We start from the raw sequence: 26,095 nt of genomic DNA on the forward strand, positions 1-26,095 counted from the left end.
TGTTGCTTAGCCCGCAGCGACTTGCGCCGCTGGCTTGGCCACCGAGCAAAGACGAATGGAGTCAGCGAGGATTTCAATCGCTTTCGGGCGCGGGAAGCTGGCGCGCCAGGCAATGGCCACGGTGCGGAAAGGCACCGGAGCCGAGAGTGGGCGCACTTCGATTACGCCGGGAGCGTAGTGATGGCTGTCGACCGCCGACAACGGCAGGATAGAAATACCCAGACCAGAGGCGACCATGTGGCGGATGGTTTCCAGGGAGCTGGATTCCACCGTGGTGTGCTTGGCACCATCGTTGCCTTTGGTCAGGGTCGGGCAGGCCTCCAGTACCTGGTCGCGAAAGCAGTGGCCTTCGCCGAGCAGCAGCAGGCTCTTGTCGTTGAGCAGGCTGGCGTCGATGGACTCTTTTTGTGTCCACGGGTGCTGGGCCGGCATCAGCACGTAGAACGGCTCGTCGTAGAGTTGCAGGGTCAGCACGTCGGCTTCATTGAACGGCAGGGCGATGATGATCGCGTCGAGTTCGCCGTTGCGCAGTTTGTCGCGCAGCACGTGGGTGAAGTTTTCTTCGATGTACAACGGCATCTGCGGGGCGACCCGGTGCAGTTGTGGGATCAGGTGCGGGAACAGGTAGGGTCCGACGGTGTAGATTGCGCCGACTTTCAGCGGGGCGGTCAGCTGGTTCTTGCCGGCCTGGGCCAGTTCGCGGATGCCCTGGGCTTGTTCCAATACCTTTTGCGCCTGGGCGACGATGCCTTCGCCGACCGGAGTCAGGCGCACGGCGCTTTTGCTGCGCTCGAAAATCAGCACACCGAGTTCGTCTTCAAGCTTTTTCACGCCCACCGACAGGGTCGGCTGACTGACGTGGCAACGCTCGGCCGCATGGCCGAAGTGCTGCTCTTGGGCGAGGGTAACGATGTAGCGTAATTCTGTGAGGGTCATAGCAAGCGTCCATGAAGTTGCGGGCCAAGCATACCGGCTGCAATCGATAGACGCACGTTATCAGACTGGGTACGTCGAGTGACACCGGGCAATGCCGGTTTGCCGCTGGTAGATAAGCAAAAGGCACCTTTCGGTGCCTTTTTGGCTTGGCGCACAACCCTGTGGGAGCGGGCTTGCTCGCGAAAGCGGTGCTTCAGGCAACATCAATGTCGAATGATTTACCGTCTTCGCGAGCAAGCCCGCTCCCACATTTTTAGCGTCTGCGCTTTTCCAGCGAATACACAAACGGTGCAACGATTTCGATGGAGCCATTGGTCAGCATGTCGGCCGGTGGCTTGGGCAGCGGTTGGGCGCGGCGGATCATTTCCAGGGTGGCCCGGTCCAGATCGGCAGTACCCGAGGCGCCTACCAGCTCAAACGACAGCACATTGCCTTCGGCGTCCACGACGAAACGCAGACGGTTCATGCCTTCCTTGCCCCGCGCCTGTGCACTGGCCGGGTACTTTTTGTACTTCTGCAGGTGCGCCAGCAACGTGCCTTGCCAGCTGGCCTTGGCCGCCAGTTGAGCTGGCGAAGGGCCGGGCGCAGGCTGGGCGGATTTCTGCGTTGGCGCCTGAGTCTGCTGCGTTTCGGCAGGTTTCTCTTCGGCCGGTTTTTCCTTCGGCGGATCAGGTTTCTTCTCTACCGGTTTGGGCGGCTGCGGCTTCGGCTTGGGTTTGACCGGCTTTGGCACGGCAATTTCAGCTTTCGGCGCTTCAGCGAGCTTGGGTATCGGCAGTTCTTCAACCGGGGCCGGTGGCTGCGGCGGGGTGACGACCTTCGGCGGAGCAGGCGGTGGCGGGGCTGGAACCGGTGCCAGTTCGACCAGCATTGCCTGGGGAGGCAATTCGATGGGTGGACGGGCGGACCAGTTCAGCGCCAGCGCAATGGCCAGCGCGTGAACGCCCAGCACCACGGCCAGGCTACCGCTGTAACGCGTCAGCTTATGGCGCGTCGTGATCATTTCTTGACTGCCGACTCGAGACCGACCAGACCCACTTTCAGGTAGCCGGCAGAGCGCAGGTTATCCATCACGCTCATCAGGTCACCGTAATCCACACCTTTGTCGGCCTGGAAGAAGATCGTCGTGTCTTTCTTGCCCTGGGTCCTGGCGTCGAGCGTGGCGCCAAGTGCTTCAGCCTTCACTTCGTCTTCGCCGAGGAACAGGCGCTGGTCAGCCTTGACGCTGAGGAACACCGGTTTCTCTGGCCGCGGCGCCGGTTTGGCGGTCGAGGCAGGCAGGTCGACCTTGATGTCCACGGTGGCCAGCGGAGCGGCCACCATGAAGATGATCAACAGCACCAGCATCACGTCGATGAACGGCGTGACGTTGATTTCGTGGTTCTCGGCCAGATCGTCGTCTGCGCCTTCTTTCAAATGCAGGCCCATGGCCGATTACCCCACTTTCACCATGTGCGGTTGCGAGCTGCGCTCAGGCTGGTGGTCGAGGTCGCGGCTGACCAGCAGCAGGACCTGTGCCGACGCGTCGGACACCTGGGCTTTGTAACCGGCGATGGAGCGGGCGAAGACGTTGTAGATCACGACCGCAGGAATCGCGGCAACCAGGCCCAGAGCGGTGGCCAGCAGGGCTTCGGCGATGCCGGGAGCGACGACGGCGAGGTTGGTGGTCTGGGTTTTGGCGATGCCGATGAAGCTGTTCATGATGCCCCACACGGTGCCGAACAGGCCGACGAACGGCGCGGTGGAACCGATGGTAGCCAGCACGCCAGTGCCACTGCTCATGTTGCGGCCACAAGCGGCGACCAAGCGCTCCAGACGGAAGCTGACGCGTTCCTTGATGCCTTCTTTCTCGCGGCTGTTAACCGACAGGCGCATCTCTTCGAGAGCGTCGTGTACCAGCAGGTTGGCAAGGGTGCCTTCCTTCGCCGCCGTGGCGCTGGCTTCCTTAAGGGAAGCGGATTTTTTCAGTTGGGCGATTTCACCACGCAGGCGACGCTTGGCGCCCATCAGCTCAAGGCCCTTGGCGATCCAGATGGTCCAGGTGATGATTGAGGCGATGGCCAGGCCGATCATCACGATTTTCACGATGATATCGGCATTCTGGTACATGCCCCACGGCGACAGGTCATGGGCCATGCCCAGGGTGTTGTCGGCTTCGAGGACTTCAGGAACGTCTTCACCCAGGGTTTCTGCCGGTGCTGCCTGGGCAGGGTCGGTCGCGGCCGGAGCAACGGCCGGGGCGGCGTGGTCGGCCGGGGCAGGTGCTGCGGCGGCTGGAGTCGCTGGCGCCTGGGCGTCGGCGAAAGCGGCGACTGGCGCGAGCATCAGGCTGAGGAGCAGGGCGGCCACTGCGCTCCAGGCGCGAGGTCGTTTGGTTGGCGAAGCGGGGAAATGATTGCGTGTCATGCTGGCCGGACCTGAGAGAATAAACGGGTGATGTTCTTCCAGGCCTCGAAGGGCCGAGAACAAAAGTGGCGCGTATTATTGCAAGTAATTCTTGTTAACAGAAGTAATAGAGTCTCTTTTTTTCCTGCATTGCTAGCCGCCTGTCTATTGCCGGCGCTAGTCTCTGCCTTTGCGATGGGAGTTTTCTGATGTCTGCGCCTACTGTTTTGATCGCCGGCTGCGGTGATGTCGGCAGCCGCCTGGCCACACAACTGCTGGCGGCAGGGTGGGAGGTTCATGGTCTGCGACGCGATGTTTCACGCCTGCCCGAGGGCGTCATCGGCGTTGCCGGTGATTTGTTCAACAAGGACTGCCCGGCCACCTGGCCGATCGGCGCCGTGGATTACCTGGTGTATTGCGCGGCGGCCACCGATCACGACGAGGCCGGTTACCAGGCTGCCTATGTCCAGGGACTGGAGCATGTGCTGGAGTGGCTGAACGACTACGGGCAGGTGCCCAATCGCCTGCTATTCGTGTCCAGCAGCAGTGTTTATGGGCAGCAGGAAGGCGAATGGGTCGACGAAGCTTCGCCGGCGGTGGCGGGGGGTTATTCCGGACGTGTGATGCTCGAAGCCGAGCAACTCGCGCTCAAGAGCGGTATCCCGGCCAGTGTTGTGCGTTTGACCGGCATTTACGGCCCCGGCCGCGAATGGCTCCTGACCCAGGTGCGCCGGGGTTATCGCGTAGCGGTCGAGCCACCGTTGTATGCCAACCGGATTCATGCGGACGATGCCGCAGGGTTGATGGCTTGCCTGCTTGAGGCGGATCGACGTGGCGTGGCGCTGGATGATGTCTACATCGGTGTCGATGACGAGCCGGCAGCGCTGGCGGATGTGGTGGGCTGGTTGCGCGGGTATCTGGGTGTGACCGAATGGGACGACGAAGCCACTGTGCGTCGTACGGGTAGCAAGCGTTGCAGCAATGCGCGGGCGAAGGCCTTGGGCTGGACGCCGAAGTACCCGAGTTTTCGCGAGGGGTATGCGGCGATTCTTGAGGGGCGCTGCTGACGTTCAGGCACTCGGAAGCAACTGTGGGAGCGGGCTTGCTCGCGAAGGGGGCGCAACATTCAACATCTCTGTTGGCTGTTACACCGCTTTCGCGAGCAAGCCCGCTCCCACAGGGGGTTGTGCGTTGCTTACTGCTTCTCAAGCAACCACTTGCGCTCACCCGGGGTGAACGAGGGCATCTCGTCTGCCTGTGCCGTGTTCACGGCCTGGAAAATCTCCAGCTCCTTTCCCTTGCGCGCAAAGATCCAGGCGTTGCCCTGGCCATTGAGTTGCAGCCACATGTTGTCATTGCCGCCGCTCATGGATGCGCAATCGCCTGCCAGGCACAGCGCATAGCGATCGCTACCCGGCAAGCCGGTCACCTGGCCGTCGGCCTGGAATTGAACCGTGCTGCCTTCGCCGGGGCCGCTGGCGATAGTCCAGCCGCCGCCCAGGTAGGCTGAATACAGTGCGCGTTCGAAACTGGCACCGATCGGAGCGCCCTCGGGCGCCGGGATCTGAGTGCGGTCGAAGACCTGTTCGGGCTCGTTGTCGCTGGCGGCCTGGCTCAATTGCTTGCCGTCACGCTTGAGCTCGCTGGCCGAGCTGCCATAAAAGTCGACTTTCCAGGCGCCGGATTCTTCACCCGAAAGCTTGCCGTCGACGTTTTCAAAACCGTTGGTGTAGCGGGCCTGACCGGCCTTGGTGTTGATGTCCCATTCCAGGTTCGGGCCATAGGCCTGGAGCGCTTCGCGCAGGGGGACGCCCTTGGCGGCAGCATCGATCGCCACCTGGTTGATCCAGGTGCCGCTGATATCACGGTCCGCAGGGTTGCTGGCACATCCGCCCAGGAGCAGGGCGAGCAGCGAGAGAGCAAGCGCGTTGCGCATGGTGGAATCCTTTCAAGCTTCTTTACAGCAGAGCAGTCGGCGCAGCCCCGGGCTGCGCCGTACGCATTACTCGATGACCAGGATGGCATCCATTTCAACCTGCGAACCCTTAGGCAGGGCTGCTACGCCGATGGCGGCGCGGGCAGGGTAAGGCTGGTCGAAGTACTTGCCCATGATCTCGTTGACTTTGGCGAAGTGGCTCAGGTCGGTGAGGAAGATGTTCAGCTTGACGATGTCCTTGAACGAGCCGCCGGCGGCTTCAGCCACGGCCTTGAGGTTCTCGAACACCTGGACGGTCTGGGCTTCGAAGCCTTCAACCAGTTCCATGGTTTTTGGGTCCAGGGGAATCTGACCCGACATGTAAACGGTGTTGCCAGCCTTGATCGCCTGGGAGTAAGTACCGATGGCGGCCGGGGCCTTGTCGCTGGTGATAACAGTCTTGGTCATGTAGGACTCCTTGTAAGGTCGGGATTAGGCGCGCATGCGGGTGATGCGAGTCACCCCGGTCAGGGCGCGCAGTTTCTTGATCACGCGGGCCAGGTGCACGCGATCGTGCACGCTGACCACCAACTGGACCACGCTGATGCGACCATCGCGTTCGTCCATGCTGATTTTCTCGATGTTGCCGTCGGCGGCGTTAACGCTGCTGGCCAGCAGGGCGATCAGGCCGCGCTGGTGTTCCAGCTCGACGCGCAGCTCGACGTTGAATTCGCCGGTGACATCCTTGGCCCACGAGAGCTGGATGCATTTTTCCGGGTTGTGACGGATTTCGCTGATGTTGCGGCAGTTGTCCAGGTGCACGACCATGCCTTTGCCCGCGGACAAGTGGCCGACAATCGGGTCGCCCGGGATCGGCGTGCAGCACTTGGCGTAGCTGAGCACCAGGCCTTCGGTACCGCGAATCGCCAGCGGGCCTTCCGGGCTCGGCAGTTGTTCGCCTTCGCCGAGCAGTCGGCGAGCCACCACGTAGGCCATGCGATTGCCCAGGCCGATGTCTTCGAGCAAATCTTCGATCAGTTCGAGGCGGTATTCGACGAGCATGGCCTTGACGCGCTCGGCCGGGATTTTCTCCAGCGAGCTGTCGAAACCGTTGAGAACCTTGTTCAGCAGGCGTTCGCCGAGGTTGATGGACTCGGAGCGGCGTTGCAGTTTCAACGCGTGACGAATATGTGTGCGTGCCTTGCCGGTGACCACGAAGTTGAGCCAGGCCGGATTCGGCCGCGCGCCGGGAGCGCTGACAATCTCGACCGTGGAGCCGCTTTGCAGCGGTTCGGACAGCGGTGCGAGACGGCGATTGATCCGGCAGGCAATGCAGCTGTTGCCGACGTCGGTGTGCACCGCGTAGGCGAAATCGACCGCCGTGGAGCCCTTGGGCAGCTCCATGATCCGGCCTTTTGGCGTGAACACGTAGACCTCGTCCGGGAACAGGTCGATCTTCACGCTCTCGATGAATTCCAGCGAGTTGCCGGCGCGTTGCTGCATTTCCAGCACGCCCTTGACCCACTGGCGGGCGCGGGCATGAGTGCCTTTTGGCTGCTCGTCGCCGCTGGATTTGTACAGCCAATGGGCGGCGATGCCGTTGTTGGCCATCTCTTCCATTTCGCGGGTGCGGATCTGGATCTCGATCGGAACGCCATGCATGCCGAACAGCGTGGTGTGCAGCGACTGATAGCCGTTGGCCTTGGGGATCGCGATGTAATCCTTGAAGCGCCCCGGCAGCGGTTTATATAAGTTATGTACAGCGCCAAGCACGCGGTAGCAGGTATCGACCTTGTCGACGATGATCCGGAACGCATAGACGTCCATGATTTCGTTGAAGGCCCGGCGCTTGCCGCGCATTTTCTTGTAGATGCCGTAGAGGTGTTTCTGGCGACCGCTGACCTCGCCCTGGATGCCGTCGATGGCCAGGCAGTGGCTCAAGGACTCTTCGATCTTGTTGACGATTTCCTTGCGGTTGCCCCGGGCGCGTTTGACCGCCTGGTAGATCCGCGCGGAACGCATCGGGTGCATGGCCTTGAAGCCGAGGTCTTCGAACTCTATGCGGATGGCGTGCATGCCCAGCCGGTTGGCGATGGGCGCATAGATTTCCAGGGTTTCTTTGGCGATGCGGCGGCGTTTTTCGCCGGACAGCACTTCCAGCGTGCGCATGTTGTGCAGGCGGTCGGCCAGCTTGACCAGGATCACGCGAATGTCGCGGGCCATGGCCATGGCCATTTTCTGGAAGTTTTCGGCCTGGGCTTCGGCCTTGGTCTCGAAGTTCATCTGGGTCAGTTTGCTGACCCCGTCGACCAGTTCGGCCACGGTTTCGCCGAACTGCGCTTGCAGCGCTTCCTTGGCAATCCCGGTGTCTTCGATCACGTCATGCAGCATGGCCGCCATCAGGCTCTGATGGTCCATATGCATGTCGGCAAGAATATTGGCCACGGCAAGAGGATGCGTGACGTACGCCTCACCGCTACGGCGGCGTTGGCCGTCGTGCGCTTGTTCGGCGTAGAAATACGCTCGGCGGACCAGGTTGACCTGGTCATTGCCGAGGTAGGTCGATAAGCGATCGGCGAGGGCGTCTATGCTCGGCATGATGTCTCCTGCCGTAAGCTTTTATCCCGCGCCGTGCTACGTCGACCAGGCATAGGCTTAGACGGCCTCGTTGGACTCGTCCTCGAAAGCAGCAAAAAGCGGTTCATCTTCAACGATTTCGGCTTCGGCGATAGCTGCGTAGTCGATCAGGCCTTCAGCGATTTCGCGCAGGGCAACAACGGTAGGCTTGTCGTTTTCCCATGCTACTTTCGGCTCTTTGCCGCCGGTGGCCAATTGACGGGCACGCTTGGTAGAGAGCATGACCAGCTCAAAGCGGTTATCCACGTGTTCTAGGCAGTCTTCAACGGTTACGCGGGCCATGGTCTTCCTCGTAGCAAATGCAATATGCGCGCTGCCCGGATGGGCGAGCGGACTCAACAGTTTAAAAAATCACCAGCGATTAGGGAAGCGCTGATTTTTTGACCAAGCCCTTCAACGCGCTGCAAGTGCCAATGTAAAGCCCTTGCAGCGGTTTTGGGAAGAGCTGATTAACCGAGCAATTCAGCCAGCAATTTGCCGTGACGCTGCTGCTGACGCTTCTGGATCAGCTGATTGGCGCGGAAAATCGCCTTCAGATCGTGCAGCGCGTGGGCGAAATCGTCGTTGATGATCAGGTAGTCGTAGTCGACGTAGTGGCTCATTTCGCTGACGGCTTCGCGCATCCGGCCGTCAATGACTTCGTCACTGTCCTGGCCGCGGTTGGTCAGACGCTGGTGCAGGGCCTGCAATGACGGCGGCAGAATGAAGATCGAGCGGGCCTGGGGCATCAGCTTGCGTACTTGCTCGGCGCCTTGCCAGTCGATTTCCAGAATCAGGTCGTGGCCTTCGTCCAGGGTCTGCTGCAGGTGGCTTTGCGAGGTGCCGTAGAGGTTGCCGAACACTTCGGCGCGCTCGAGGAAGTCCCCGTGCTCGATCATCTTCACGAACTCGCTGCGGTCGACGAAGTGATAGTTCACGCCATTCACTTCACCGGGGCGCATGGCGCGGGTGGTGTGGGAGACCGAGACGCGGATCTCCGGATTGGCGTCGGTCAGGGCCTTGACCAGGCTGCTCTTGCCCGCGCCCGAAGGGGCGGAAATGATGTACAGGGTGCCAGTGCTGTGGGTCATGTCGGGGTTGCCTTACTCAATATTCTGCACTTGTTCGCGCATCTGCTCGATCAACACCTTGAGGTTGACCGCAGCCTGGGTGCTGCGCGGGTCGAAGGCTTTGGAGCCCAGTGTATTGGCTTCGCGGTTGAGTTCCTGCATCAGGAAGTCCAGGCGCCGACCGGCAGCGCCGCCGGATTTGAGCACCCGGCGAACTTCGATGATGTGAGTGCTCAGGCGATCCAGTTCTTCGGCGACGTCGCTTTTTTGCGCGAGCATGACCATTTCCTGCTCCAGGCGCTGCGGGTCCATCTCGGCCTTCATGTCGGCGAAACGGTCGAGGACTTTCTGGCGCTGGGTGGCGAGCATCTGCGGGACCAGTTCGCGCAGGGTCACCACGTCCTCTTCGATGGAGCTCAGGCGCTCGTTGATCAGCCGCGCCAGCTCTGCGCCTTCGCGCTCGCGGCCGGCCTTCAGCTCTTTGAGGCCCTGATTGAACAGTGCCAGCGCTTCGGCGTTCAAGGCTTGCGGGTCGCTGGCGTCGCCTACCAGTACGCCGGGCCAGGCCAGGACTTCCAGAGGGTTCAGCGCTGCCGGGCTTTTGATCAGGCTGGCGATGGTTTCGGCGGCGGCGACCAGTTGCGCGGCGCGCTCCTGATCGATTTGCAGCGCCTTGCCGGTGTTTTCTTCGGTGAAACGCAGGGTGCATTCGAGCTTGCCCCGCGATACGCCCTGGCGCAGGGCTTCACGAACAGCCCCCTCGAGGTCGCGAAAGGACTCCGGCAGGCGCAAGTGGGGTTCCAGGTAGCGGCTGTTGACCGAGCGCAGTTCCCAGCTCAGGGTGCCCTGGACGCCGGCGTTTTCGACGCGGGCGAAGGCGGTCATGCTGTGCACCATGGCGGTACCTCGCAAGGCAGATCGGCGCAGAACCGTGGTTCCGGGAATCCGATATCAATGAATTAAAGCCGACTGGCAGCAAAGGCGCAGGATTGTAGCGCAGTGGCGCGGGTGCGCCCAAACACACGGTGTGACAAAGAGCGGCAAGCCCGCGCTGGCGTGCGGTGCAGAGCCTTCGGTCGTCGGCGGAATTTTTTAGAAGTGCCCAGTGACGGCCGTCGGCTCTATAATGCTCCGCAGTTTTCCGTCCCCAGTACAGGTACTCCCTATGATACGTCCAAGTGGTCGCGCTGCCGATCAGCTCCGCTCGATCCGCATCACCCGCAACTACACCAAACACGCCGAGGGTTCTGTGCTGGTCGAGTTTGGTGATACCAAGGTCATCTGCACCGTCAGCGTTGAACCGGGCGTACCGCGTTTCCTGAAGGGCCAGGGCCAGGGTTGGTTGACGGCCGAGTACGGCATGCTGCCGCGCGCTACCGGCGAGCGTAACCAGCGTGAAGCCAGTCGTGGCAAGCAAGGCGGCCGCACCCTGGAAATCCAGCGCCTGATCGGTCGCTCCCTGCGCGCTGCGCTGGACATGTCCAAGCTGGGCGACGTTACCCTGTACGTCGACTGCGACGTGATCCAGGCTGACGGTGGCACCCGCACGGCGTCGATCACCGGCTCCATGGTTGCGCTGATCGATGCCTTGAAAGTCATCAAGAAGCGTGGCGGCCTGAAGGGCGGCGACCCGATCAAGCAGATGATCGCTGCGGTTTCCGTGGGCATGTACAAGGGGGAGCCTGTGCTCGACCTCGACTACCTGGAAGACTCGGCCGCCGAGACCGACCTGAACGTGGTGATGACCAGCGCTGGTGGCTTCATCGAAGTCCAGGGCACTGCCGAAGGCGCGCCGTTCCAGCCTGAAGAACTGAACGCCATGCTTGAGCTGGCGAAGAAAGGCATGAACGAGATCTTCGAACTGCAAAAGGCCGCATTGGCCGACTGACCGGACTGCTCCAGGCAAGGAGGACACCATGAGTGACGAACAACTGCCGCTGCCCACGCCGAGCCAAGAGGTGCGTCAGTGGGCGATGTTCTGTCACCTGTCCGCCCTGCTGGGGATCTGGATTCCGTTTGGCACGATCATTGGCCCGCTGATTCTCTGGCAAATGAAGCGCGAGATGGACCCGTTCATCGATGCCCAGGGCAAGGAGGCGCTGAATTTTCAGATCACCGTCGCGATCGCCTCGGCTATCTGCTTCCTGTTGATGCTGTTGATTATCGGGTTCTTCCTGTTTGGCCTGATCGCAATCGGTGCGCTGGTGCTGACGATCATTGCCGGGGTGAAGGCCAATGAAGGGCAGCCTTATCGGTATCCGTTCACCTGGCGATTGATCAAATAAACAGCGAAGTTCCCTTGTAGGAGCGAGCTTGCTCGCGATGGTCGGTCAGATACATTGATGTCGACTGACACACCATCGCGAGCAAGCTCGCTCCTACAGGAAAGCAAATCGCCCACAAAAAAGCCGACATTGCTGTCGGCTTTTTTGTGTCTGCGAAACGACGCTTAAATGGTCAGCGTCCAGTCGTAGTCCACGATCAGCGGCGCGTGTTGCGAGAACCGCGGCTGGCGTGGCAGGCGTGCGCTGCGTACGAAGCGGCGCAGGCCCGGGGTCAGCAGTTGATAGTCGAAGCGCCAACCGAGGTTGAGCATCTCCGCCTGTTCGTTGTCCGGCCACCAGCTGTACTGGTCGCCTTCACGGCTGACTTCCCGCAGGGCGTCGACATAACCCATGTTGCCGACAATCTCGTCCATCCAGGCACGTTCAGGTGCCAGGAAGCCCGGGGATTGCTGGCTGTCGCGCCAGTTCTTGATATCCAGCTTCTGTTGCGCCACGTACAGCGAGCCACAATAAATGTACTCGCGACGCTTGCGTCGCTGTTTATCCAGATAACGGGCGAAGTCGTCCATTAGCTTGAACTTCTGGTTCAAGTCTTCATCGCCGTTCTGCCCCGAAGGGAGCAGCAAGGTCGCGATGCTGACCTTGTCGAAATCGGCTTGCAGGTAGCGCCCGTAGCGGTCGGCCGTCTCGAAACCGAGACCGCTGATGACAGCCTTCGGTTGCAGCCGCGAATACAAAGCCACGCCACCTTGGGCGGGGACTTCGGCATCGCAGGCATAAAGGAAGTATCCATCCAGTTGGAAGGCTGGATCGTCCAGTTCAAAGGCGGAGGCGCGGGTGTCCTGCAGGCAGATGACGTCGGCATTCTGTGCCTGCAGCCAACTGAGCAAACCACGCTCGACTGCAGCCTGAATACCATTGACGTTCACACTGATGATCCGCATAAATGGCCCCAAAAATCGCGTGCGTGTATGATACACGGCGTCAAGCTAATTAGCTAAATCCGTGGTATTTGGGGTTTTTTCATGCAAGCGTATCAGCGCGATTTCATCCGTTTTGCCATCGATCGCGGCGTTTTGCGCTTCGGTGAGTTCACCCTGAAGTCCGGGCGCACCAGTCCTTACTTCTTCAATGCCGGCCTGTTCAACTCGGGTTCGGCCCTGGCGCAGCTGGGTCGTTTCTACGCCGCCGCCATTGCCGAGAGCGGTATTCCTTTCGACGTGCTGTTTGGCCCGGCCTACAAGGGCATCCCTTTGGCGGCGACCACCGCCGTGGCCCTGGCCGAGCATCACAACCGTGACCTGCCATGGTGCTTCAATCGCAAGGAAGCCAAGGCCCATGGCGAAGGCGGCAGCCTGGTCGGCGCACCACTGACCGGCGACGTGTTGATCATCGACGACGTGATCACCGCCGGCACCGCGATTCGTGAAGTGATGCAGATCATCGCCTCCCAGGACGGCGCCAAGGCCGCCGGTGTACTGATCGCCCTGAACCGTCAGGAGCGAGGCAACGGTGAGCTGTCGGCCATCCAGGAAGTCGAGCGTGACTTCGGCATCCCGGTCATCAGCATTGTGTCGCTCAACCAGGTGCTGGAATTCCTCGCTGACGATCCGCAGCTCAAGCAGCATCTGCCTGCCGTGGAAGCGTACCGCGCCCAGTTCGGCGTTTAATCGCTATTCCCTGTGGGGCGCTTGTGTGGCGAGGGAGCTTGCTCCCGCTGGGCTGCGCAGCAGACCCAAGAATGTTGTGAGCGCTGCGCACTCAAGCGGGAGCAAGCTCCCTCGCCACAAAAAAACAGCTTTCCATAGAGAATACGGCGCAAAAAAAGACCCCGCTCAGCCAGGCCGAGCGGGGTCTTTTTTGTATGCGCTAGCGCTTAAGGACGCTTGCGATTGCTGATCAGGGTGCCCACGCCGGTATCCGTGAAGATTTCCAGCAGGATCGCATTCGGTACACGACCATCAATGATCAGCGAGCTGCCCACGCCGCCCTGGACCGCTTCCAGTGCGCAACGGATCTTCGGCAGCATGCCGCCGTAGATGGTGCCGTCGGCGATCAGATCGTCAACCTGCTGGGTCGTCAGGCCGGTCAGGACCGTCCCTGACTTGTCCATCAGGCCGGCAATGTTGGTCAACAGCATCAGCTTCTCGGCTTTCAGCGCTTCGGCGACTTTACCGGCCACCAGGTCAGCGTTGATGTTGTACGACTCGCCGTTGGCGCCGACGCCGATGGGCGCGATCACCGGAATGAAATCACCCTTGACCAGCAGGTTCAGCAGGTCGGTATTGATCCCGACCACTTCGCCCACGTGGCCGATGTCGATAATTTCCGGGGTGGTCATCTCCGGGGTCTGGCGAGTAACGGTGAGTTTCTTCGCACGAATCAGCTCGGCATCTTTACCGGTCAGGCCGATGGCGCTGCCGCCATGACGGTTGATCAGGTTGACGATGTCCTTGTTGACCTGGCCGCCCAGGACCATTTCCACCACGTCCATGGTCGCAGCGTCGGTGACGCGCATGCCGTCGACGAAGTGGCTTTCGATCGACAGACGCTTGAGCAGGTCACCGATTTGCGGGCCGCCGCCGTGAACCACCACCGGGTTGATGCCCACGGCCTTCATCAGCACGATGTCGCGGGCGAAGCCGGTTTTCAGCTCCTCGCTTTCCATCGCGTTGCCGCCGTATTTGATCACCAGGGTCTTGCCGACATATCGGCGGATGTAAGGCAACGCTTCGGACAGGACCTTGGCGGTGTTGGCGGCGGCTTCGCGTTCGAGGGTCATTCAGGGCTCCGGGTGAATCAGAACGGTAGTTGGAGATCAGGTGCAACACGCTTCAACTGGACTTTGAATACGTCCTTGATGCGCTGCAATTCAGCCTCGTCATCGGCCTCGAAACGCAGCACCAGCACCGGCGTGGTGTTGGATGCGCGTACCAGGCCCCAGCCTTTGGCGTAGTCGACTCGCACGCCGTCAATGGTGGTCAGGTCGGCGCCTGCGCCCCACTGCGCATCGTGCAATGCATCAATGATGCTGAATTTGCTCTCTTCGGTCACATGGATATTGATTTCCGGCGTAGAAATATCGTTCGGGAAGGTCGCAAACAGCTCTTCGGCCGAAGATTTTTCCTTGCTGAGGATTTCCAGCAACCGCGCGGCGCTGTAAATACCATCGTCGAAACCGAACCAGCGCTCCTTGAAGAAGATGTGCCCGCTCATTTCGCCGGCCAGCAGGGCGCCGGATTGTTTCATTTTCTTTTTGATCAACGAGTGACCGGTCTTCCACATCAACGACCGGCCGCCGTACTCCTTGATCAGTGGAATCAGGCGGCGGGTGCATTTGACGTCGAAGATGATCTCGGCGCCGGGGTTGCGCGCCACCACGTCACGGGCGAACAGCATCAGCAGGCGGTCCGGGTAGACGATGCTGCCGGTGTTGGTCACCACGCCGACGCGGTCGCCATCGCCGTCGAAGGCCAGGCCGATGTCTGCGTTGGTTTCCTTGACCTTGGCGATCAGGTCCACGAGGTTTTCAGGCTTGCCCGGGTCCGGGTGGTGGTTCGGGAAGTTGCCATCCACTTCGCAGAACAGCGGGATGACTTCGCAGTTCAGCGCTTCGATCAATTGCGGGGCGATCACGCCGGCCGCGCCGTTGCCGCAGTCGACGACCACTTTCAGGCGACGGGCCAGCTTGATGTCCTGGACGATTTCGTTGTTGTAGCGCTCGAGGATCTCGACCTGGGTGATGCTGCCCTGGCCGCTGCTCAGGTCGTTGGTCTTGAGGCGGTCGTGCAGGGCCTGGATCTGTTCGTTGGCCAGGGTGTCGCCAGCAATGACGATCTTGAACCCGTTGTAGTTCGACGGGTTGTGGCTGCCAGTGAGCATCACGCCGGATTTGCCGGCGAGTACGTTGGCGGCGTAGTAGAGCGCCGGCGTCGGGACCAGGCCGACATCACTGACGTGGCAGCCGCTGTCGGCGATGCCTTTGATCAGTTGCGCGACCAGTTCCGGGCCGGACAAGCGGCCGTCGCGACCGACGCAAACGTTCGGTTCGCCCTGGGCCAGGCTTTGGGAACCGACAGCGCGGCCAATCCAGTAAGCAGTTTCAGCGTTCAGGAATTCCGGGACGGTGCCGCGGATGTCGTAGGCGCGGAAGATACTGTCAGGGAACTTGGGTGCGATTTTGGCCGGGGTGTTCATCTGTGGAAATGCTCCATCTCGAAAGTGGCTGGACAGGCCGCCGATTCATTCGGCAACAGGTTCAAACTGAAGGGTATGACGGCGTTTTCCACAGAGAGTTCGTGGTGTGAAAGGGCCATGACGCCCCCGGCGGCAAGGGTTTGGCCGGGCAATGCCTTGATTTCCGGAGCTAAACCTTGCAGATGACAATTTGAATTTTGTGGTGAGAGAGCAGGCCCCGCTCACCACAATGCATCGCTCTCGAATCAACGAGTACCGGTATGGCCGAAGCCACCAGTGCCACGCTCGGTTTCAACAAACTCTTCAACCATCTCGAAGTGAGCCTGCACCACCGGCACCAGCACCAGTTGCGCCAGGCGCTCACCGACCGGCATGGTGAATTCGGTCTGGCCGCGGTTCCAGCAGGAGACCATCAATGGGCCCTGGTAGTCGGAGTCGATCAACCCCACCAGGTTGCCCAGAACGATGCCGTGCTTATGGCCCATGCCGGAGCGCGGCAGAATCAGCGCCGCCAGGTTCGGATCACCGATATAGACCGACAGGCCGGTGGGGATCAGCACGGTTTCACCCGGCTTGATCACGGTGTCCTGTTCCAGCATGGCGCGCAGGTCGAGGCCGGCGGAGCCTGGTGTGGCGTATTGCGGCAGCGGGAATTCGGTACCGATGCGGGGGTCGAGGATCTTGGCTTGCAAAGCGTGCATGTAAATTAAACCTGGTTCAGACGTTCGGCGATAAAAGTGATCAGCTGGCGAGCAATCTTGCTCTTGCTGGTCTGGGCGAAAAGTGTGGCGTGAAGCTCACGGTCGATGACGCTGCAGGCATTTTCTTCGCTGTTGAAGCCAATGCTCGGGTTGGCGACGTCGTTGGCGACGATCAAATCGAGGTTCTTGTCTTTCAACTTGCGCGCAGCGTAATCGAGCAGGTTTTCGGTCTCGGCGGCGAAACCGACACTGAACGGACGGTCGGGACGGGTGGCGATGGTGGCCAGGATGTCCGGGTTACGCACCATCTGCAGCAACAAGCCGTCGCCGTTCGTAGGATCTTTCTTGAGTTTCTGTGGGGCGACGACTTCCGGGCGGTAATCCGCGACGGCTGCCGAGGCGATGAACAGGTCGCAAGGGATCGCCGCTTCGCAGGCGGCCAGCATGTCGCGGGCGCTGACCACGTCGATGCGGGTAACGCGATCCGGGGTCGGCAGGTGCACGGGGCCGGTGATCAGGGTCACGCGGGCACCGGCTTCCACGGCGGCTTCGGCCAGGGCAAAGCCCATTTTCCCGGAGCTGTGGTTGGTGATGTAGCGCACCGGGTCGATGTTTTCCTGGGTCGGGCCGGCGGTGATCAGCACGTGTTTGCCGGTCAATGCCTGACGCTGGAAGCAGTCGGCGGCGCATTGGGCGAGGTCAGTGGCTTCGAGCATGCGGCCCATGCCGACGTCGCCACAGGCCTGGCTGCCGGAGGCCGGGCCGAAGCTCTTCAGGCCGCGACTTTCAAGGAGTTGCAGGTTGGCCTGGGTCGCCGGGTCGCGCCACATGGCCTGGTTCATGGCCGGGGCAACGGCGACTACGGCGTCAGTGGCCAGCACCAGGGTTGTCAGCAGGTCGTTGGCGATACCTTGGGCCAGACGGGCGATCAGGTCCGCCGTGGCGGGGGCGATCAGCACCAGATCGGCCCATTTGGCCAGTTCGATGTGGCCCATGGCCGCTTCGGCCGCCGGGTCCAGCAGGTCCAGGTGGACTGGGTGCCCGGACAGGGCCTGCATGGTCAGCGGGGTGATGAACTCTGCACCGCCCCGGGTCATGACCACGCGCACTTCGGCGCCCTGATCGATCAGGCGGCGAACCAGGTCGGCGCTCTTGTAGGCAGCGATACCGCCGCCGACGCCCAGAACAATGCGTTTCCGATACAGCCGCTGCATAGGCCTGCCTTTCAATTCGTTGGTGACATACGTGGCGAAACCCCCTCCCCAGGATGAATTCGCCCGCAAAAAAGATGGGCTACGATATCACAGCGACCGCTACGGAACAGCGGCGCCCACAGACAGGGAGGTGCTATGAGTATTCGCGATTGGCCGGCGGCGGAGCGGCCGCGGGAGAGGTTGCTTGAACAGGGCGCGGGAAGTCTTTCGGACGCCGAATTGCTGGCGATCTTTTTACGTACAGGCGTGGTAGGTAAAAGCGCTGTGGATTTGGCGCGACACCTGTTGAATCAGTTTGGCAGCCTGCGTTTGCTGCTTGAGGCCGATCAGGAAACGTTCAGCAAGCAGTTGGGGCTTGGGCCGGCGAAATTTGCACATTTGCAGGCTGCGCAAGAAATGAGCAGGCGTCATCTGGCCGAGCGTGCGCGCCAAAAATCGGCCCTGGAGAATCCTCACGCGGTTCGCGAGTACCTGAAGTCGATGCTGCGCCACGAGCCACACGAGGTGTTCGGTTGCCTGTTTCTCGACTCCAGGCACCAAGTACTGGCGTTTGAGACGCTGTTTCGCGGCTCTATCGACAACACCAGCGTACATCCGCGAGAGGTGGTCAAGCGCGCCTTGGCCAACAACGCAGCGGCATTGATCCTCTGTCACAACCATCCATCGGGCAGCCCCGACCCCAGTCAGTCCGACCGGGTGTTGACCAAGCGCCTGCAAAAGGCTCTGGAGTTGATTGACGTGCGGATCCTCGACCATTTCATCATCGGTGACGGCGACCCGTTGTCGATGGCTGAGTATGGGTGGATGTAGCGCATGGCCCCTGTAGGAGCGAGCTTGCTCGAGATAAGCCCGAGAGCGCTGCGGGGTGTCTGGCTTCCCGCGTTATCGTTCACGACCATCGCGAGCAAGCTCGCTCCTACAGGGTTTTGTGTTGAGGTGGATTACTTGAAGTTCACCTTCGAGTAATCCTGCCGGCCAAACGGGCTGACCGAGTACCCCTCGACATCCTTGCGCGTCAGGGCGAAGGCCGTCGGGTGGGCCAGCGGTAGCCACAGCGCCTGCTGCTGGATCTGCGCCTGGGCCTGCTCGTAGAGCTTGCTGCGCACACCTTGCTCGCCGGTGGTCTTGCCAGCGCTGATCAGCTTGTCCAGGTCCTGGTTGCAGTAACGGGCGAAATTGGTCCCGGACTTGACCGCGGCGCAGGAAAACTGCGGCGTGAGGAAGTTGTCCGGGTCACCGTTGTCGCCGGCCCAGCCCATGAACAGCAAGTCGTGTTCACCAGCCTTGGCGCGGCGGATCAGCTCGCCCCATTCGATCACGCGGATTTCGGCCTGAATGCCGATTTCCGCGAGGTCGGACTGCAGCAGTTGAGCGCCGAGGCTTGGGTTGGGATTGAGCAGGCTGCCGGAAGGGCGGGTCCAGATGGTGGTCTGGAAGCCGTCCTTGAGCCCGGCCTTGGCCATCAGCGCCTTGGCCTTGGCGATGTCATGCGGATAACCCGGGAGGCTTTTCGCGTAGCTCCAGGTGTTCGGCGGATACGGACCGTTGGCCGCTTCTGCGGTGTCTTCGAACACCGCTTTGACGTAATTGGCCTTGTCGAAGGCGAGATTGATGGCCTGACGCACTTCTGGCTTGTCCAGCGGCGGATGCTGGCTGTTGATGCCGACGAATGCGGTCATGAACGCGTCAGTCTTTTCGACTTTCAGGGTCGGCTCTTTCAGCGCTTCCTGTACGTCCAGGGGCTTGGGTGACAGGGCGATCTGGCATTCATTGCGACGCAACTTCTGCAAGCGTACGTTGGCGTCCGGCGTGATGGCAAAGATCAACGGATCTACGGAGGGTTTGCCGCCGAAGTAGTCGGGGTTGGCTTTGTAGCGAACCGAGGCGTCCTTCTGGAAGCGGGTGAATACGAACGGCCCCGTGCCGATAGGTTGGCTGTTGAGTTTTTCCGGCGTGCCAGCCTTCATCAGTTTGTCGGCGTATTCGGCCGAATAGATCGAGGCAAAACCCATGCTCAGGGTCGCCAGGAAGGTCGAGTCCGGGTGGTCGAGGGTGAAGCGCACGGTCTGCGGGTCAAGAGCGTCGATCTTCTTGATCAGTGCAGGCAACTGCATCGATTGCGCATGGGGGAAGCCACTCTGGGCGACTTTGTGCCACGCATTGGCCGGGTCGAGCATGCGGTCGAAGCTGAAAATCACGTCTTCGGCGCTCAGGTCCCGCGCTGGGGTGAAGTACTCGGTGCGATGGAATTTCACCTGCGGGTGCAACTTGAAGACATAAGTCAGGCCGTCGGGGCTGACTTCCCAGCTGTCGGCGAGGCTGGCGACCACCTTGCCGCTGGCCGTGTCGAAGTCCACCAGGCGGTTCATCAGCACATCGGCCGAAGCGTTGGTGGTGGTCAGCGAGTTGTACTGCACCACGTCGAACCCTTCAGGGCTTGCCTCGGTGCAGACGCTCAAGGCGGCAGCAAAGGCCTGTGGGCTCAGCAGGAGCGGGGCGAGCAACAGCGGTAGGGCAGCGAGGCGCATGGTCGGTTCCTTTACAGATCGAAGGCCCATCTGCAAGTGCAGTCTGGAAAAGTCTTACCCTAGTGGGCTCTTTTGCAAATGACTATCCCCTTTTTCATTTTGAGGTGACTATAGGCGCCTGATTTTGCTGTGCGGCGGTTGTGCAAAACCCCGGATTGACTCGATGACCGATTCTCTGCGACGAGCGGTCGGCATCGACGATAGCCTTTGTCCAAGGCGCTCGGAGCCCGGAAAACGGGGTTTTTGTGAATTCAACGCACACCGAATGTTGTTGCTCTCCAGTCTTTCTGGTATAAAGCAGCGCTCTTTTCTAGGGGCCCGGTTCCTTCACTGTAGGTGTAGCCGGTAAGACCCTTAAAGAAACGCGGCGCCTGGCGCCAAATGACTGAGAGATTAAGCGGCCAACCCATGCCGGGTTGGGCATGTGGTTTTAGAGGGCTGAGGCATGTCTAGAGTCTGTCAAGTTACCGGTAAGGGTCCGGTGACTGGGAATAACATTTCCCACGCAAACAACAAAACCCGTCGTCGTTTCCTGCCGAACCTGCAGCATCACCGCTTCTGGGTTGAAGAAGAGAAACGTTTTGTGCGTCTGCGCGTATCTGCCAAAGGCATGCGCATCATCGACAAGCGTGGCATCAGTGTCGTGCTGGCCGAACTTCGTCGCGATGGCAAGGTTTAAGGGAGCTAATCATGCGTGAATTGATTCGTTTGATTTCGAGCGCCGGTACTGGTCACTTCTACACTACCGACAAGAACAAGCGTACTACTCCGGACAAAATCGAGATCAAGAAATATGATCCGGTTGTTCGCAAGCACGTGATCTACAAAGAAGGCAAAATCAAGTAATTGATTTTTCCCTCTTACGAAAAAGGCCCGTATCGCGAGATACGGGCCTTTTTTGTTGCCTGTGGGTTTTGCGGGGCTTCTTAGGACGCCTTCGCGGGCAAGCCCGCTCCCACAGGGGGATACATTCCAAGTGTGGGAGCGGGCTCGCTCGCGAAGAGGTCGGTCGCCGCTACAAGGTTCTTCAGGCCTTCTGTTCGAACGCCACGTAAATCTTGCGGCATGTCTCCAGCACTTCCCAGGTGCCCTTGAACCCGGCAGGGATCACGAAGCGGTCGCCTGCGCGCAGGGTCTTGGCATTGCCGTCGTTGTCACGCAGCACCGAAACCCCTTGCTGGATCTCGCAGTACTCGTGCTCGGTGAAATTCACCGTCCACTGCCCGACTTCACCTTCCCATACGCCAGCGTTCAACTGGCCACAAGGACTGTTGTAGTGGTTGTAGACCGCTTGCTCCGGGTCACCCTTGAGCACTTTGGCCGGGTCTGGGCGGTAGCGTTCGGCGGCGGTGGTAGCCTGGCTGAAGTCGACGACGTTCTGGATGTTCATTGTTGTTATCTCCCCGTGATTGCGGCGCGAGTGGTGGATGTCCCCAAAGTCTATGTTTATTAAAATGAACATCGCAAGGCCGTTTGCCGGCGTTATGTCAAATATATTGAAACATTAGGGGTGGCTGGTTTAGGGTGACGGTTGCCTTGGGCCGAAAAGCAGGCTGGCCGGGCAGAATTCCTGACAGCGCCCGCGAAGAACGCGGGTGTCGTATTCAATAAGAGGAGGACACTCGCATGACCACCCTGACCCGTGCCGACTGGGAACAACGTGCCCGCGACCTGAAAATCGAAGGCCGCGCCTATATCAATGGCGAATACACCGACGCCGTCTCCGGCGAGACCTTCGAGTGCATCAGCCCGGTTGATGGCCGTCTGCTGGGCAAGATTGCCAGCTGTGACGCCGCCGACGCCCAGCGCGCCGTGGAAAACGCCCGCGCCACTTTCAATTCCGGTGTCTGGTCGCGCCTGGCGCCGACCAAGCGCAAATCCACCATGATCCGTTTCGCCGGCCTGCTGAAACAGCACGCCGAAGAGCTGGCCCTGCTTGAAACCCTGGACATGGGCAAGCCGATCAGCGACTCCCTGTACATCGACGTTCCCGGCGCGGCGCAAGCCTTGAGCTGGAGCGGCGAAGCCATCGACAAGATCTACGACGAAGTCGCTGCAACCCCGCACGATCAGTTGGGCCTGGTGACCCGTGAGCCGGTTGGTGTGGTCGGCGCCATCGTGCCGTGGAACTTCCCGCTGATGATGGCGTGCTGGAAACTCGGTCCTGCGCTGTCCACCGGTAACTCGGTAATCCTCAAGCCGTCGGAAAAATCGCCGCTGACCGCCATCCGCATCGCTGAACTGGCTGTCGAAGCCGGCATTCCGAAAGGTGTGCTGAACGTGCTGCCAGGTTACGGTCACACCGTCGGCAAGGCCCTGGCCCTGCACAACGACGTCGACACCCTGGTGTTCACCGGTTCGACCAAAATCGCCAAGCAGCTGCTGATCTACTCCGGCGAGTCGAACATGAAGCGTGTCTGGCTCGAAGCCGGCGGCAAGAGCCCGAACATCGTGTTCGCCGATGCGCCGAACCTGCAGGACGCTGCCGAAGCGGCTGCCGGTGCCATCGCCTTCAACCAGGGCGAAGTCTGCACCGCCGGTTCGCGCCTGTTGGTGGAGCGTTCGATCAAGGATAAATTCCTGCCGCTGGTGATCGAGGCGCTGAAAACCTGGAAGCCGGGCAACCCGCTGGACCCGGCGACCAATGTTGGCGCGCTGGTCGACACCCAGCAGATGAACACCGTGCTGTCCTACATCGAGTCCGGTCATGCCGATGGCGCCAAGCTGGTGGCCGGTGGCAAGCGTACGCTCCAGGAAACTGGCGGCACTTATGTTGAACCGACGATTTTCGACGGTGTGAGCAACGCGATGAAAATCGCCCAGGAAGAAATCTTCGGCCCGGTACTGTCGGTCATCGCATTCGATAGTGCCGAAGAAGCCATCGCGATCGCCAACGACACGCCGTACGGCTTGGCCGCGGCTGTGTGGACTGCCGACATTTCCAAGGCTCACCTCACCGCCCGCGCACTGCGTGCCGGTAGCGTGTGGGTCAACCAGTACGATGGCGGCGACATGACCGCTCCGTTCGGTGGCTTCAAACAATCCGGCAACGGTCGCGACAAGTCGCTGCACGCGTTCGACAAGTACACCGAGCTGAAGGCGACCTGGATCAAGTTGTAAGCTCGCGAAGGAGGCCTGCCGAATAGCAGGCCTCCCGAACGACACAGATCCCTTGTGGGAGCGGGCTTGCTCGCGAAGGCGGTGTATCAGCCAACGTTGATGTTGGATGTGATGGCCTCTTCGCGAGCAAGCCCGCTCCCACAATGTTTTGTGGCGTCTGTAAAACAATAATTATCCACAGGAGCGTGGAACATGCGTTGGGCGACTTATTTCGCCGTTTTGGCCTCTGTCTTGAGTGTTGGCCTGGCCCTGGGTGTCAGCATGCCGCTGGTGTCGTTTCGCCTGGAAAGCTGGGGCTACGGCTCGTTTGCCATTGGTGTGATGGCGGCGATGCCGGCCATCGGCGTCCTGTTGGGGGCGAAGATTTCCAGTCATCTGGCGGCGCGATTCGGCACGGCCAATCTGATGCGCCTGTGTCTGTGGGCCGGGGCGGTTTCGATCGGTTTGCTGGCGCTGTTGCCGAGCTATCCGATCTGGTTGGTCTTGCGGCTGATGATCGGGGTGATCCTTACCCTTGTATTCATCATCGGTGAAAGCTGGATCAATCAACTGGTGGTCGAGGAGTGGCGCGGGCGGCTGGTGGCGCTGTATGGCAGCAGCTACGCGCTGAGTCAGCTGGCCGGGCCGGTGTTGCTGGGCTTCCTTGGCACCGGGCACGATTATGGTTTTTGGGTTGGCGTCGGTTTGCTGATGGCTGCTCCGTTTTTGTTGCTGGGCCGCAGTGGTGCGCCGAGCAGCGAGGCCAGCAGTGTGACCCTGCGTGATTTGCTTGAATTCTGTCGTGGCCTGCCCGCGATTGCCTGGGCGGTGTCGCTGTTCGCTGCGTTCGAGGCCATGATCCTGACGCTGTTGCCGGTCTATTGCCTGCGCCAGGGCTTCACCACGGAAATCGCCCTGGCGATGGTCAGTACGGTGGTGGTTGGCGATGCGGTGCTGCAATTGCCAATTGGTGCGTTGGCCGATCGCTTGTCACGCCGGGCGTTGTTTACGGGCTGCGCGGCTGTCTTGCTGCTGTCGAGCCTGGCGATTCCAATGCTGATCGACACGCTTCTGATCTGGCCTCTGTGGGTGTTGTTCGGCGCCAGTGCTGGCGGGTTGTTCACCCTGTCACTGATCCTGATTGGCGAGCGTTATCGCGACGACGCACTGGTGCGCGCCAACGCGCATATTGCACAGCTGTGGGGGATTGGTTGCCTGGTCGGGCCGCTGCTTGCGGGCGCCGGCAGCCAGTGGATCAGCGGCCATGCGTTGCCGTTGCTGATGGCGGTGGGGGCCTTGGGCGTGTTGATCGTGGTGTCGCGGCAAGGGGCATTTGGCACGGCTCAGCCGGCTTAGCGACGAGCGCGGAGTCTGTGGCGAGGGGGCTTGCCCCCGTTCGGCTGCGAAGCAGTCGTAAAAGCAAACAACCCTGTAAGTCAGGCAAATGCGATTGCAGGGTTTGGCACTGCTGCGCAGCGCAACGGGGGCAAGCCCCCTCGCCACAAAAGCCCTGCTGACCCGGGATTACAACATCTTCTCCAGCCCAACCGTGTTGCTCAGCCAGGCATTGAAGCGCCGCCACCAACTCCCTGGCTCCTTGGTCAGGGTGTGCATTTTTCCGTCGTCTTCAGTGGTCCAGGCGATCTGATCGTTTTCCAGCTCCACCTGATAGCTCAGGGCTGGCGCCATACCCTGCAGCGCCAGTTCGCGGACCCGTGCGGCCAACTCCGGGCTGTCCACCAGCACGCCGACTTCGGTGTTCCACAGTACCGAGCGCGGGTCGAAATTGAATGAGCCAATAAAGGATTTCTGCTGGTCGAAGATCATCGCCTTGCTGTGCAGGCTGGAGTCAGAGCCGTGATAGGAACTACTGGAAAACAGGTGCGGCCCGCTACCGCTGCCGCCTCCCTCGCCGGGTTGGCGACGCAGTTCGTAGAGCTTCACGCCGTGCTCCAGCAGCGCCCTGCGATAGGGCGCGTAACCACCGTGTACCGCCGGCACGTCCGTGGCTTCCAATGAGTTGGTCAGCAAACTTACCGAGACGCCAGCGTCGGCGCGCCCGGTCAGGTACACCAGCCCCGGTTGGCCGGGCACGAAATAAGCAGAAATCATGATCAGCTCTTTGCGGACGCCGTCGAGTTCAGGTGCCAGTTGGGTAGTCAGCAGCAGTTGCGGATCGGGCTCGCCCTTGGCCAATACCTTGCTCGGCGCATCCCACAATGCCTGGTTCCAGGCCCAGATCAGCTCGCGGCGCCAGATGTCCAGGCGCGGATGCGTGGTGAAGGTCATCAGGTGCTTGTAGAGCGCGTGATTCTGTTTGCGCGTTTGCGCCAGGGACTCTTCCAGTCGGATCCGGGTGTCTTCCAAGTCCTGGGGCGTGGGTTTACTCGACAGGAACTCGTCGATCGGCTTGCTCAGGGCACTGTTCCAGTACTGGTCGAAACTGTGCCCGAGTTGCTCGGCAACCGGGCCGACACCGAGCAGGTCGATGTCAGTGAAGTTCATGTTGGGCTCGGCATCGTAATACTCGTCCCCCAGATTGCGCCCGCCGACGATGGCCATGCTGTTGTCCGCCAGCCAAAGCTTGTTGTGCATGCGCCGATGTTGTTGCGACAGATTGAACAGCCGGCCCATGGTGCGCGTCACGCCGGTGCTGCGGCCAAGGTTCAGCGGGTTGAACACGCGAATCTGGATCTGCGGGTGCGCGGCGAGGGTGGCGATGACCCGGTCCAGGCCATCGCTGGTGGTATCGTCGAGCAGAACCCGCACCCGCACGCCCCGATCGGCGGCCTTGAGCAGCTCCTCGATCAACATGCGTGTGCTGATGCCGTCGTGCACGATGTAGTACTGCAAGTCGAGGCTGCTTTGGGCGTTGCGGATCAGTTCGGCGCGGGCGGTGAAGGCCTCGGTGCTGTCCGATAGCAGGCGAAAGCCCGATTGTCCTTTGTAGGGTGCGGCTTGCGCCTGTACCGAACGGCCGAAGGCGGAATCTGAGGCCGGCAGCGCCTGGCTCGGTTCACGTCGAGCGTCGAGGCTGGAGCAACCGCCCAGGAACACGGCGAGTAGCAGAAGAGCAAGCAGGGGCTGTTTGACTCTCACGTGGGATCGTTCCGTTTGGCGGCGCAGATAGGCATATGGACGCTGATCCC

At 60.8% G+C, this 26,095-nt stretch carries 26 protein-coding genes and 1 pseudogene; 9 read left to right on the forward strand and 18 right to left on the reverse strand.

Annotated elements, in window-relative coordinates; translation table 11 throughout:
- Positions 1-6: 6 nt before the first annotated feature.
- The 4 genes from KGA88_RS09555 to exbB form a co-directional block, all read right to left on the reverse strand.
- Positions 7-936, reverse strand: coding sequence for a hydrogen peroxide-inducible genes activator (locus KGA88_RS09555; protein WP_008047093.1), 930 nt, complete (start codon positions 934-936; stop codon positions 7-9).
- Between the two features lie 253 nt (positions 937-1,189).
- Positions 1,190-1,939: a TonB family protein gene (locus KGA88_RS09560; protein WP_110656956.1), complete on the reverse strand. Its 750-nt coding sequence runs from the start codon at positions 1,937-1,939 to the stop codon at positions 1,190-1,192.
- Positions 1,936-2,364, reverse strand: coding sequence for a TonB system transport protein ExbD (gene exbD, locus KGA88_RS09565; RefSeq protein WP_057395886.1), 429 nt, complete (start codon positions 2,362-2,364; stop codon positions 1,936-1,938). The genes KGA88_RS09560 and exbD overlap by 4 nt, the downstream gene beginning before the upstream one ends.
- A gap of 6 nt (positions 2,365-2,370) precedes the next feature.
- Positions 2,371-3,342 carry a tonB-system energizer ExbB gene (exbB, locus tag KGA88_RS09570; protein WP_223590415.1) on the reverse strand — a complete coding sequence of 324 codons (972 nt, stop codon included), beginning with the start codon at positions 3,340-3,342 and terminating at the stop codon, positions 2,371-2,373.
- A gap of 188 nt (positions 3,343-3,530) precedes the next feature.
- Here exbB and KGA88_RS09575 point away from each other — a divergent pair, with 188 nt between their 5' ends.
- Positions 3,531-4,388 carry an SDR family oxidoreductase gene (locus tag KGA88_RS09575; protein ID WP_110661906.1) on the forward strand — a complete coding sequence of 286 codons (858 nt, stop codon included), beginning with the start codon at positions 3,531-3,533 and terminating at the stop codon, positions 4,386-4,388.
- Positions 4,389-4,516: 128 nt separating this feature from the next.
- Here KGA88_RS09575 and KGA88_RS09580 read toward each other — a convergent pair whose 3' ends face one another.
- The 6 genes from KGA88_RS09580 to KGA88_RS09605 all read right to left on the reverse strand — a co-directional run bounded on the left by KGA88_RS09580 (position 4,517) and on the right by KGA88_RS09605 (position 9,819).
- Positions 4,517-5,257 carry a hypothetical protein gene (locus KGA88_RS09580; protein ID WP_110661907.1) on the reverse strand — a complete coding sequence of 247 codons (741 nt, stop codon included), beginning with the start codon at positions 5,255-5,257 and terminating at the stop codon, positions 4,517-4,519.
- A 66-nt stretch (positions 5,258-5,323) separates the two neighbouring features.
- Complete coding sequence (locus tag KGA88_RS09585) at positions 5,324-5,704, reverse strand: RidA family protein (protein WP_003229509.1); 381 nt, start codon at positions 5,702-5,704, stop codon at positions 5,324-5,326.
- Between the two features lie 24 nt (positions 5,705-5,728).
- Positions 5,729-7,834, reverse strand: coding sequence for a bifunctional GTP diphosphokinase/guanosine-3',5'-bis pyrophosphate 3'-pyrophosphohydrolase (gene spoT, locus KGA88_RS09590; RefSeq protein WP_223590417.1), 2,106 nt, complete (start codon positions 7,832-7,834; stop codon positions 5,729-5,731).
- 57 nt (positions 7,835-7,891) lie between these two features.
- Positions 7,892-8,155, reverse strand: coding sequence for a DNA-directed RNA polymerase subunit omega (gene rpoZ, locus KGA88_RS09595; protein ID WP_007921129.1), 264 nt, complete (start codon positions 8,153-8,155; stop codon positions 7,892-7,894).
- A gap of 167 nt (positions 8,156-8,322) precedes the next feature.
- Positions 8,323-8,943, reverse strand: coding sequence for a guanylate kinase (gmk, locus tag KGA88_RS09600; protein ID WP_046038947.1), 621 nt, complete (start codon positions 8,941-8,943; stop codon positions 8,323-8,325).
- A gap of 12 nt (positions 8,944-8,955) precedes the next feature.
- On the reverse strand, positions 8,956-9,819 hold the full coding sequence (locus KGA88_RS09605; protein WP_223590421.1) for a YicC/YloC family endoribonuclease: 864 nt from the start codon (positions 9,817-9,819) through the stop codon (positions 8,956-8,958).
- Positions 9,820-10,087: 268 nt separating this feature from the next.
- Between KGA88_RS09605 and rph the strand changes: the two genes are divergently transcribed.
- Both rph and KGA88_RS09615 read left to right on the forward strand, forming a co-directional pair.
- The gene (gene rph / locus KGA88_RS09610; RefSeq protein WP_056726850.1) at positions 10,088-10,810 is read left to right on the forward strand and encodes a ribonuclease PH; all 723 of its coding nucleotides are present in this window, start codon (positions 10,088-10,090) and stop codon (positions 10,808-10,810) included.
- A gap of 28 nt (positions 10,811-10,838) precedes the next feature.
- Positions 10,839-11,207: a DUF4870 domain-containing protein gene (locus KGA88_RS09615; RefSeq protein ID WP_103395943.1), complete on the forward strand. Its 369-nt coding sequence runs from the start codon at positions 10,839-10,841 to the stop codon at positions 11,205-11,207.
- A 164-nt stretch (positions 11,208-11,371) separates the two neighbouring features.
- Here the strand turns inward: KGA88_RS09615 and KGA88_RS09620 are convergent, their stop codons facing one another.
- Entirely contained in the window at positions 11,372-12,151 is a 780-nt protein-coding gene (locus tag KGA88_RS09620) for an exodeoxyribonuclease III (RefSeq protein WP_003176915.1), read from the reverse strand.
- An 81-nt stretch (positions 12,152-12,232) separates the two neighbouring features.
- Here KGA88_RS09620 and pyrE point away from each other — a divergent pair, with 81 nt between their 5' ends.
- Positions 12,233-12,877: an orotate phosphoribosyltransferase gene (gene pyrE, locus KGA88_RS09625; RefSeq protein WP_011336558.1), complete on the forward strand. Its 645-nt coding sequence runs from the start codon at positions 12,233-12,235 to the stop codon at positions 12,875-12,877.
- A 206-nt stretch (positions 12,878-13,083) separates the two neighbouring features.
- Here pyrE and argB read toward each other — a convergent pair whose 3' ends face one another.
- From argB to coaBC, 4 genes and pseudogenes are all read right to left on the reverse strand, one after another.
- Positions 13,084-13,989, reverse strand: coding sequence for an acetylglutamate kinase (argB, locus tag KGA88_RS09630; protein ID WP_008047078.1), 906 nt, complete (start codon positions 13,987-13,989; stop codon positions 13,084-13,086).
- A 17-nt stretch (positions 13,990-14,006) separates the two neighbouring features.
- A pseudogene (locus KGA88_RS09635) lies at positions 14,007-15,383 on the reverse strand (phosphomannomutase/phosphoglucomutase); the annotation flags it as partial.
- A gap of 266 nt (positions 15,384-15,649) precedes the next feature.
- Positions 15,650-16,105 carry a dUTP diphosphatase gene (dut, locus tag KGA88_RS09640; protein ID WP_007975171.1) on the reverse strand — a complete coding sequence of 152 codons (456 nt, stop codon included), beginning with the start codon at positions 16,103-16,105 and terminating at the stop codon, positions 15,650-15,652.
- A 5-nt stretch (positions 16,106-16,110) separates the two neighbouring features.
- Positions 16,111-17,319, reverse strand: coding sequence for a bifunctional phosphopantothenoylcysteine decarboxylase/phosphopantothenate--cysteine ligase CoaBC (gene coaBC / locus KGA88_RS09645; RefSeq protein WP_223590424.1), 1,209 nt, complete (start codon positions 17,317-17,319; stop codon positions 16,111-16,113).
- 135 nt (positions 17,320-17,454) lie between these two features.
- Between coaBC and radC the strand changes: the two genes are divergently transcribed.
- Complete coding sequence (gene radC / locus KGA88_RS09650) at positions 17,455-18,129, forward strand: RadC family protein (protein ID WP_223590427.1); 675 nt, start codon at positions 17,455-17,457, stop codon at positions 18,127-18,129.
- Positions 18,130-18,260: 131 nt separating this feature from the next.
- Here radC and KGA88_RS09655 read toward each other — a convergent pair whose 3' ends face one another.
- Positions 18,261-19,847, reverse strand: coding sequence for an ABC transporter substrate-binding protein (locus tag KGA88_RS09655; RefSeq protein WP_223590430.1), 1,587 nt, complete (start codon positions 19,845-19,847; stop codon positions 18,261-18,263).
- Positions 19,848-20,292: 445 nt separating this feature from the next.
- On the opposite strand from KGA88_RS09655, the gene rpmB reads away from it, so the two are divergent.
- Both rpmB and rpmG read left to right on the forward strand, forming a co-directional pair.
- Positions 20,293-20,526, forward strand: coding sequence for a 50S ribosomal protein L28 (gene rpmB / locus KGA88_RS09660; protein ID WP_003177273.1), 234 nt, complete (start codon positions 20,293-20,295; stop codon positions 20,524-20,526).
- An 11-nt stretch (positions 20,527-20,537) separates the two neighbouring features.
- Positions 20,538-20,693, forward strand: coding sequence for a 50S ribosomal protein L33 (gene rpmG / locus KGA88_RS09665; RefSeq protein WP_003177274.1), 156 nt, complete (start codon positions 20,538-20,540; stop codon positions 20,691-20,693).
- Positions 20,694-20,874: 181 nt separating this feature from the next.
- On the opposite strand, the gene KGA88_RS09670 is transcribed toward rpmG, so the two are convergent.
- On the reverse strand, positions 20,875-21,237 hold the full coding sequence (locus tag KGA88_RS09670) for a cupin domain-containing protein (protein ID WP_110660332.1): 363 nt from the start codon (positions 21,235-21,237) through the stop codon (positions 20,875-20,877).
- 236 nt (positions 21,238-21,473) lie between these two features.
- Between KGA88_RS09670 and KGA88_RS09675 the strand changes: the two genes are divergently transcribed.
- Together KGA88_RS09675 and KGA88_RS09680 are read left to right on the forward strand one after the other, a co-directional pair.
- On the forward strand, positions 21,474-22,967 hold the full coding sequence (locus KGA88_RS09675) for an aldehyde dehydrogenase (RefSeq protein WP_007996504.1): 1,494 nt from the start codon (positions 21,474-21,476) through the stop codon (positions 22,965-22,967).
- A 192-nt stretch (positions 22,968-23,159) separates the two neighbouring features.
- On the forward strand, positions 23,160-24,302 hold the full coding sequence (locus KGA88_RS09680; RefSeq protein ID WP_110663163.1) for an MFS transporter: 1,143 nt from the start codon (positions 23,160-23,162) through the stop codon (positions 24,300-24,302).
- 168 nt (positions 24,303-24,470) lie between these two features.
- Here the strand turns inward: KGA88_RS09680 and KGA88_RS09685 are convergent, their stop codons facing one another.
- Positions 24,471-26,045: a phospholipase D family protein gene (locus KGA88_RS09685; protein WP_223590433.1), complete on the reverse strand. Its 1,575-nt coding sequence runs from the start codon at positions 26,043-26,045 to the stop codon at positions 24,471-24,473.
- Positions 26,046-26,095 lie beyond the last annotated feature (50 nt).

This window comes from Pseudomonas sp. A-R-19, from assembly GCF_019956575.1.
GTDB lineage: Bacteria > Pseudomonadota > Gammaproteobacteria > Pseudomonadales > Pseudomonadaceae > Aquipseudomonas.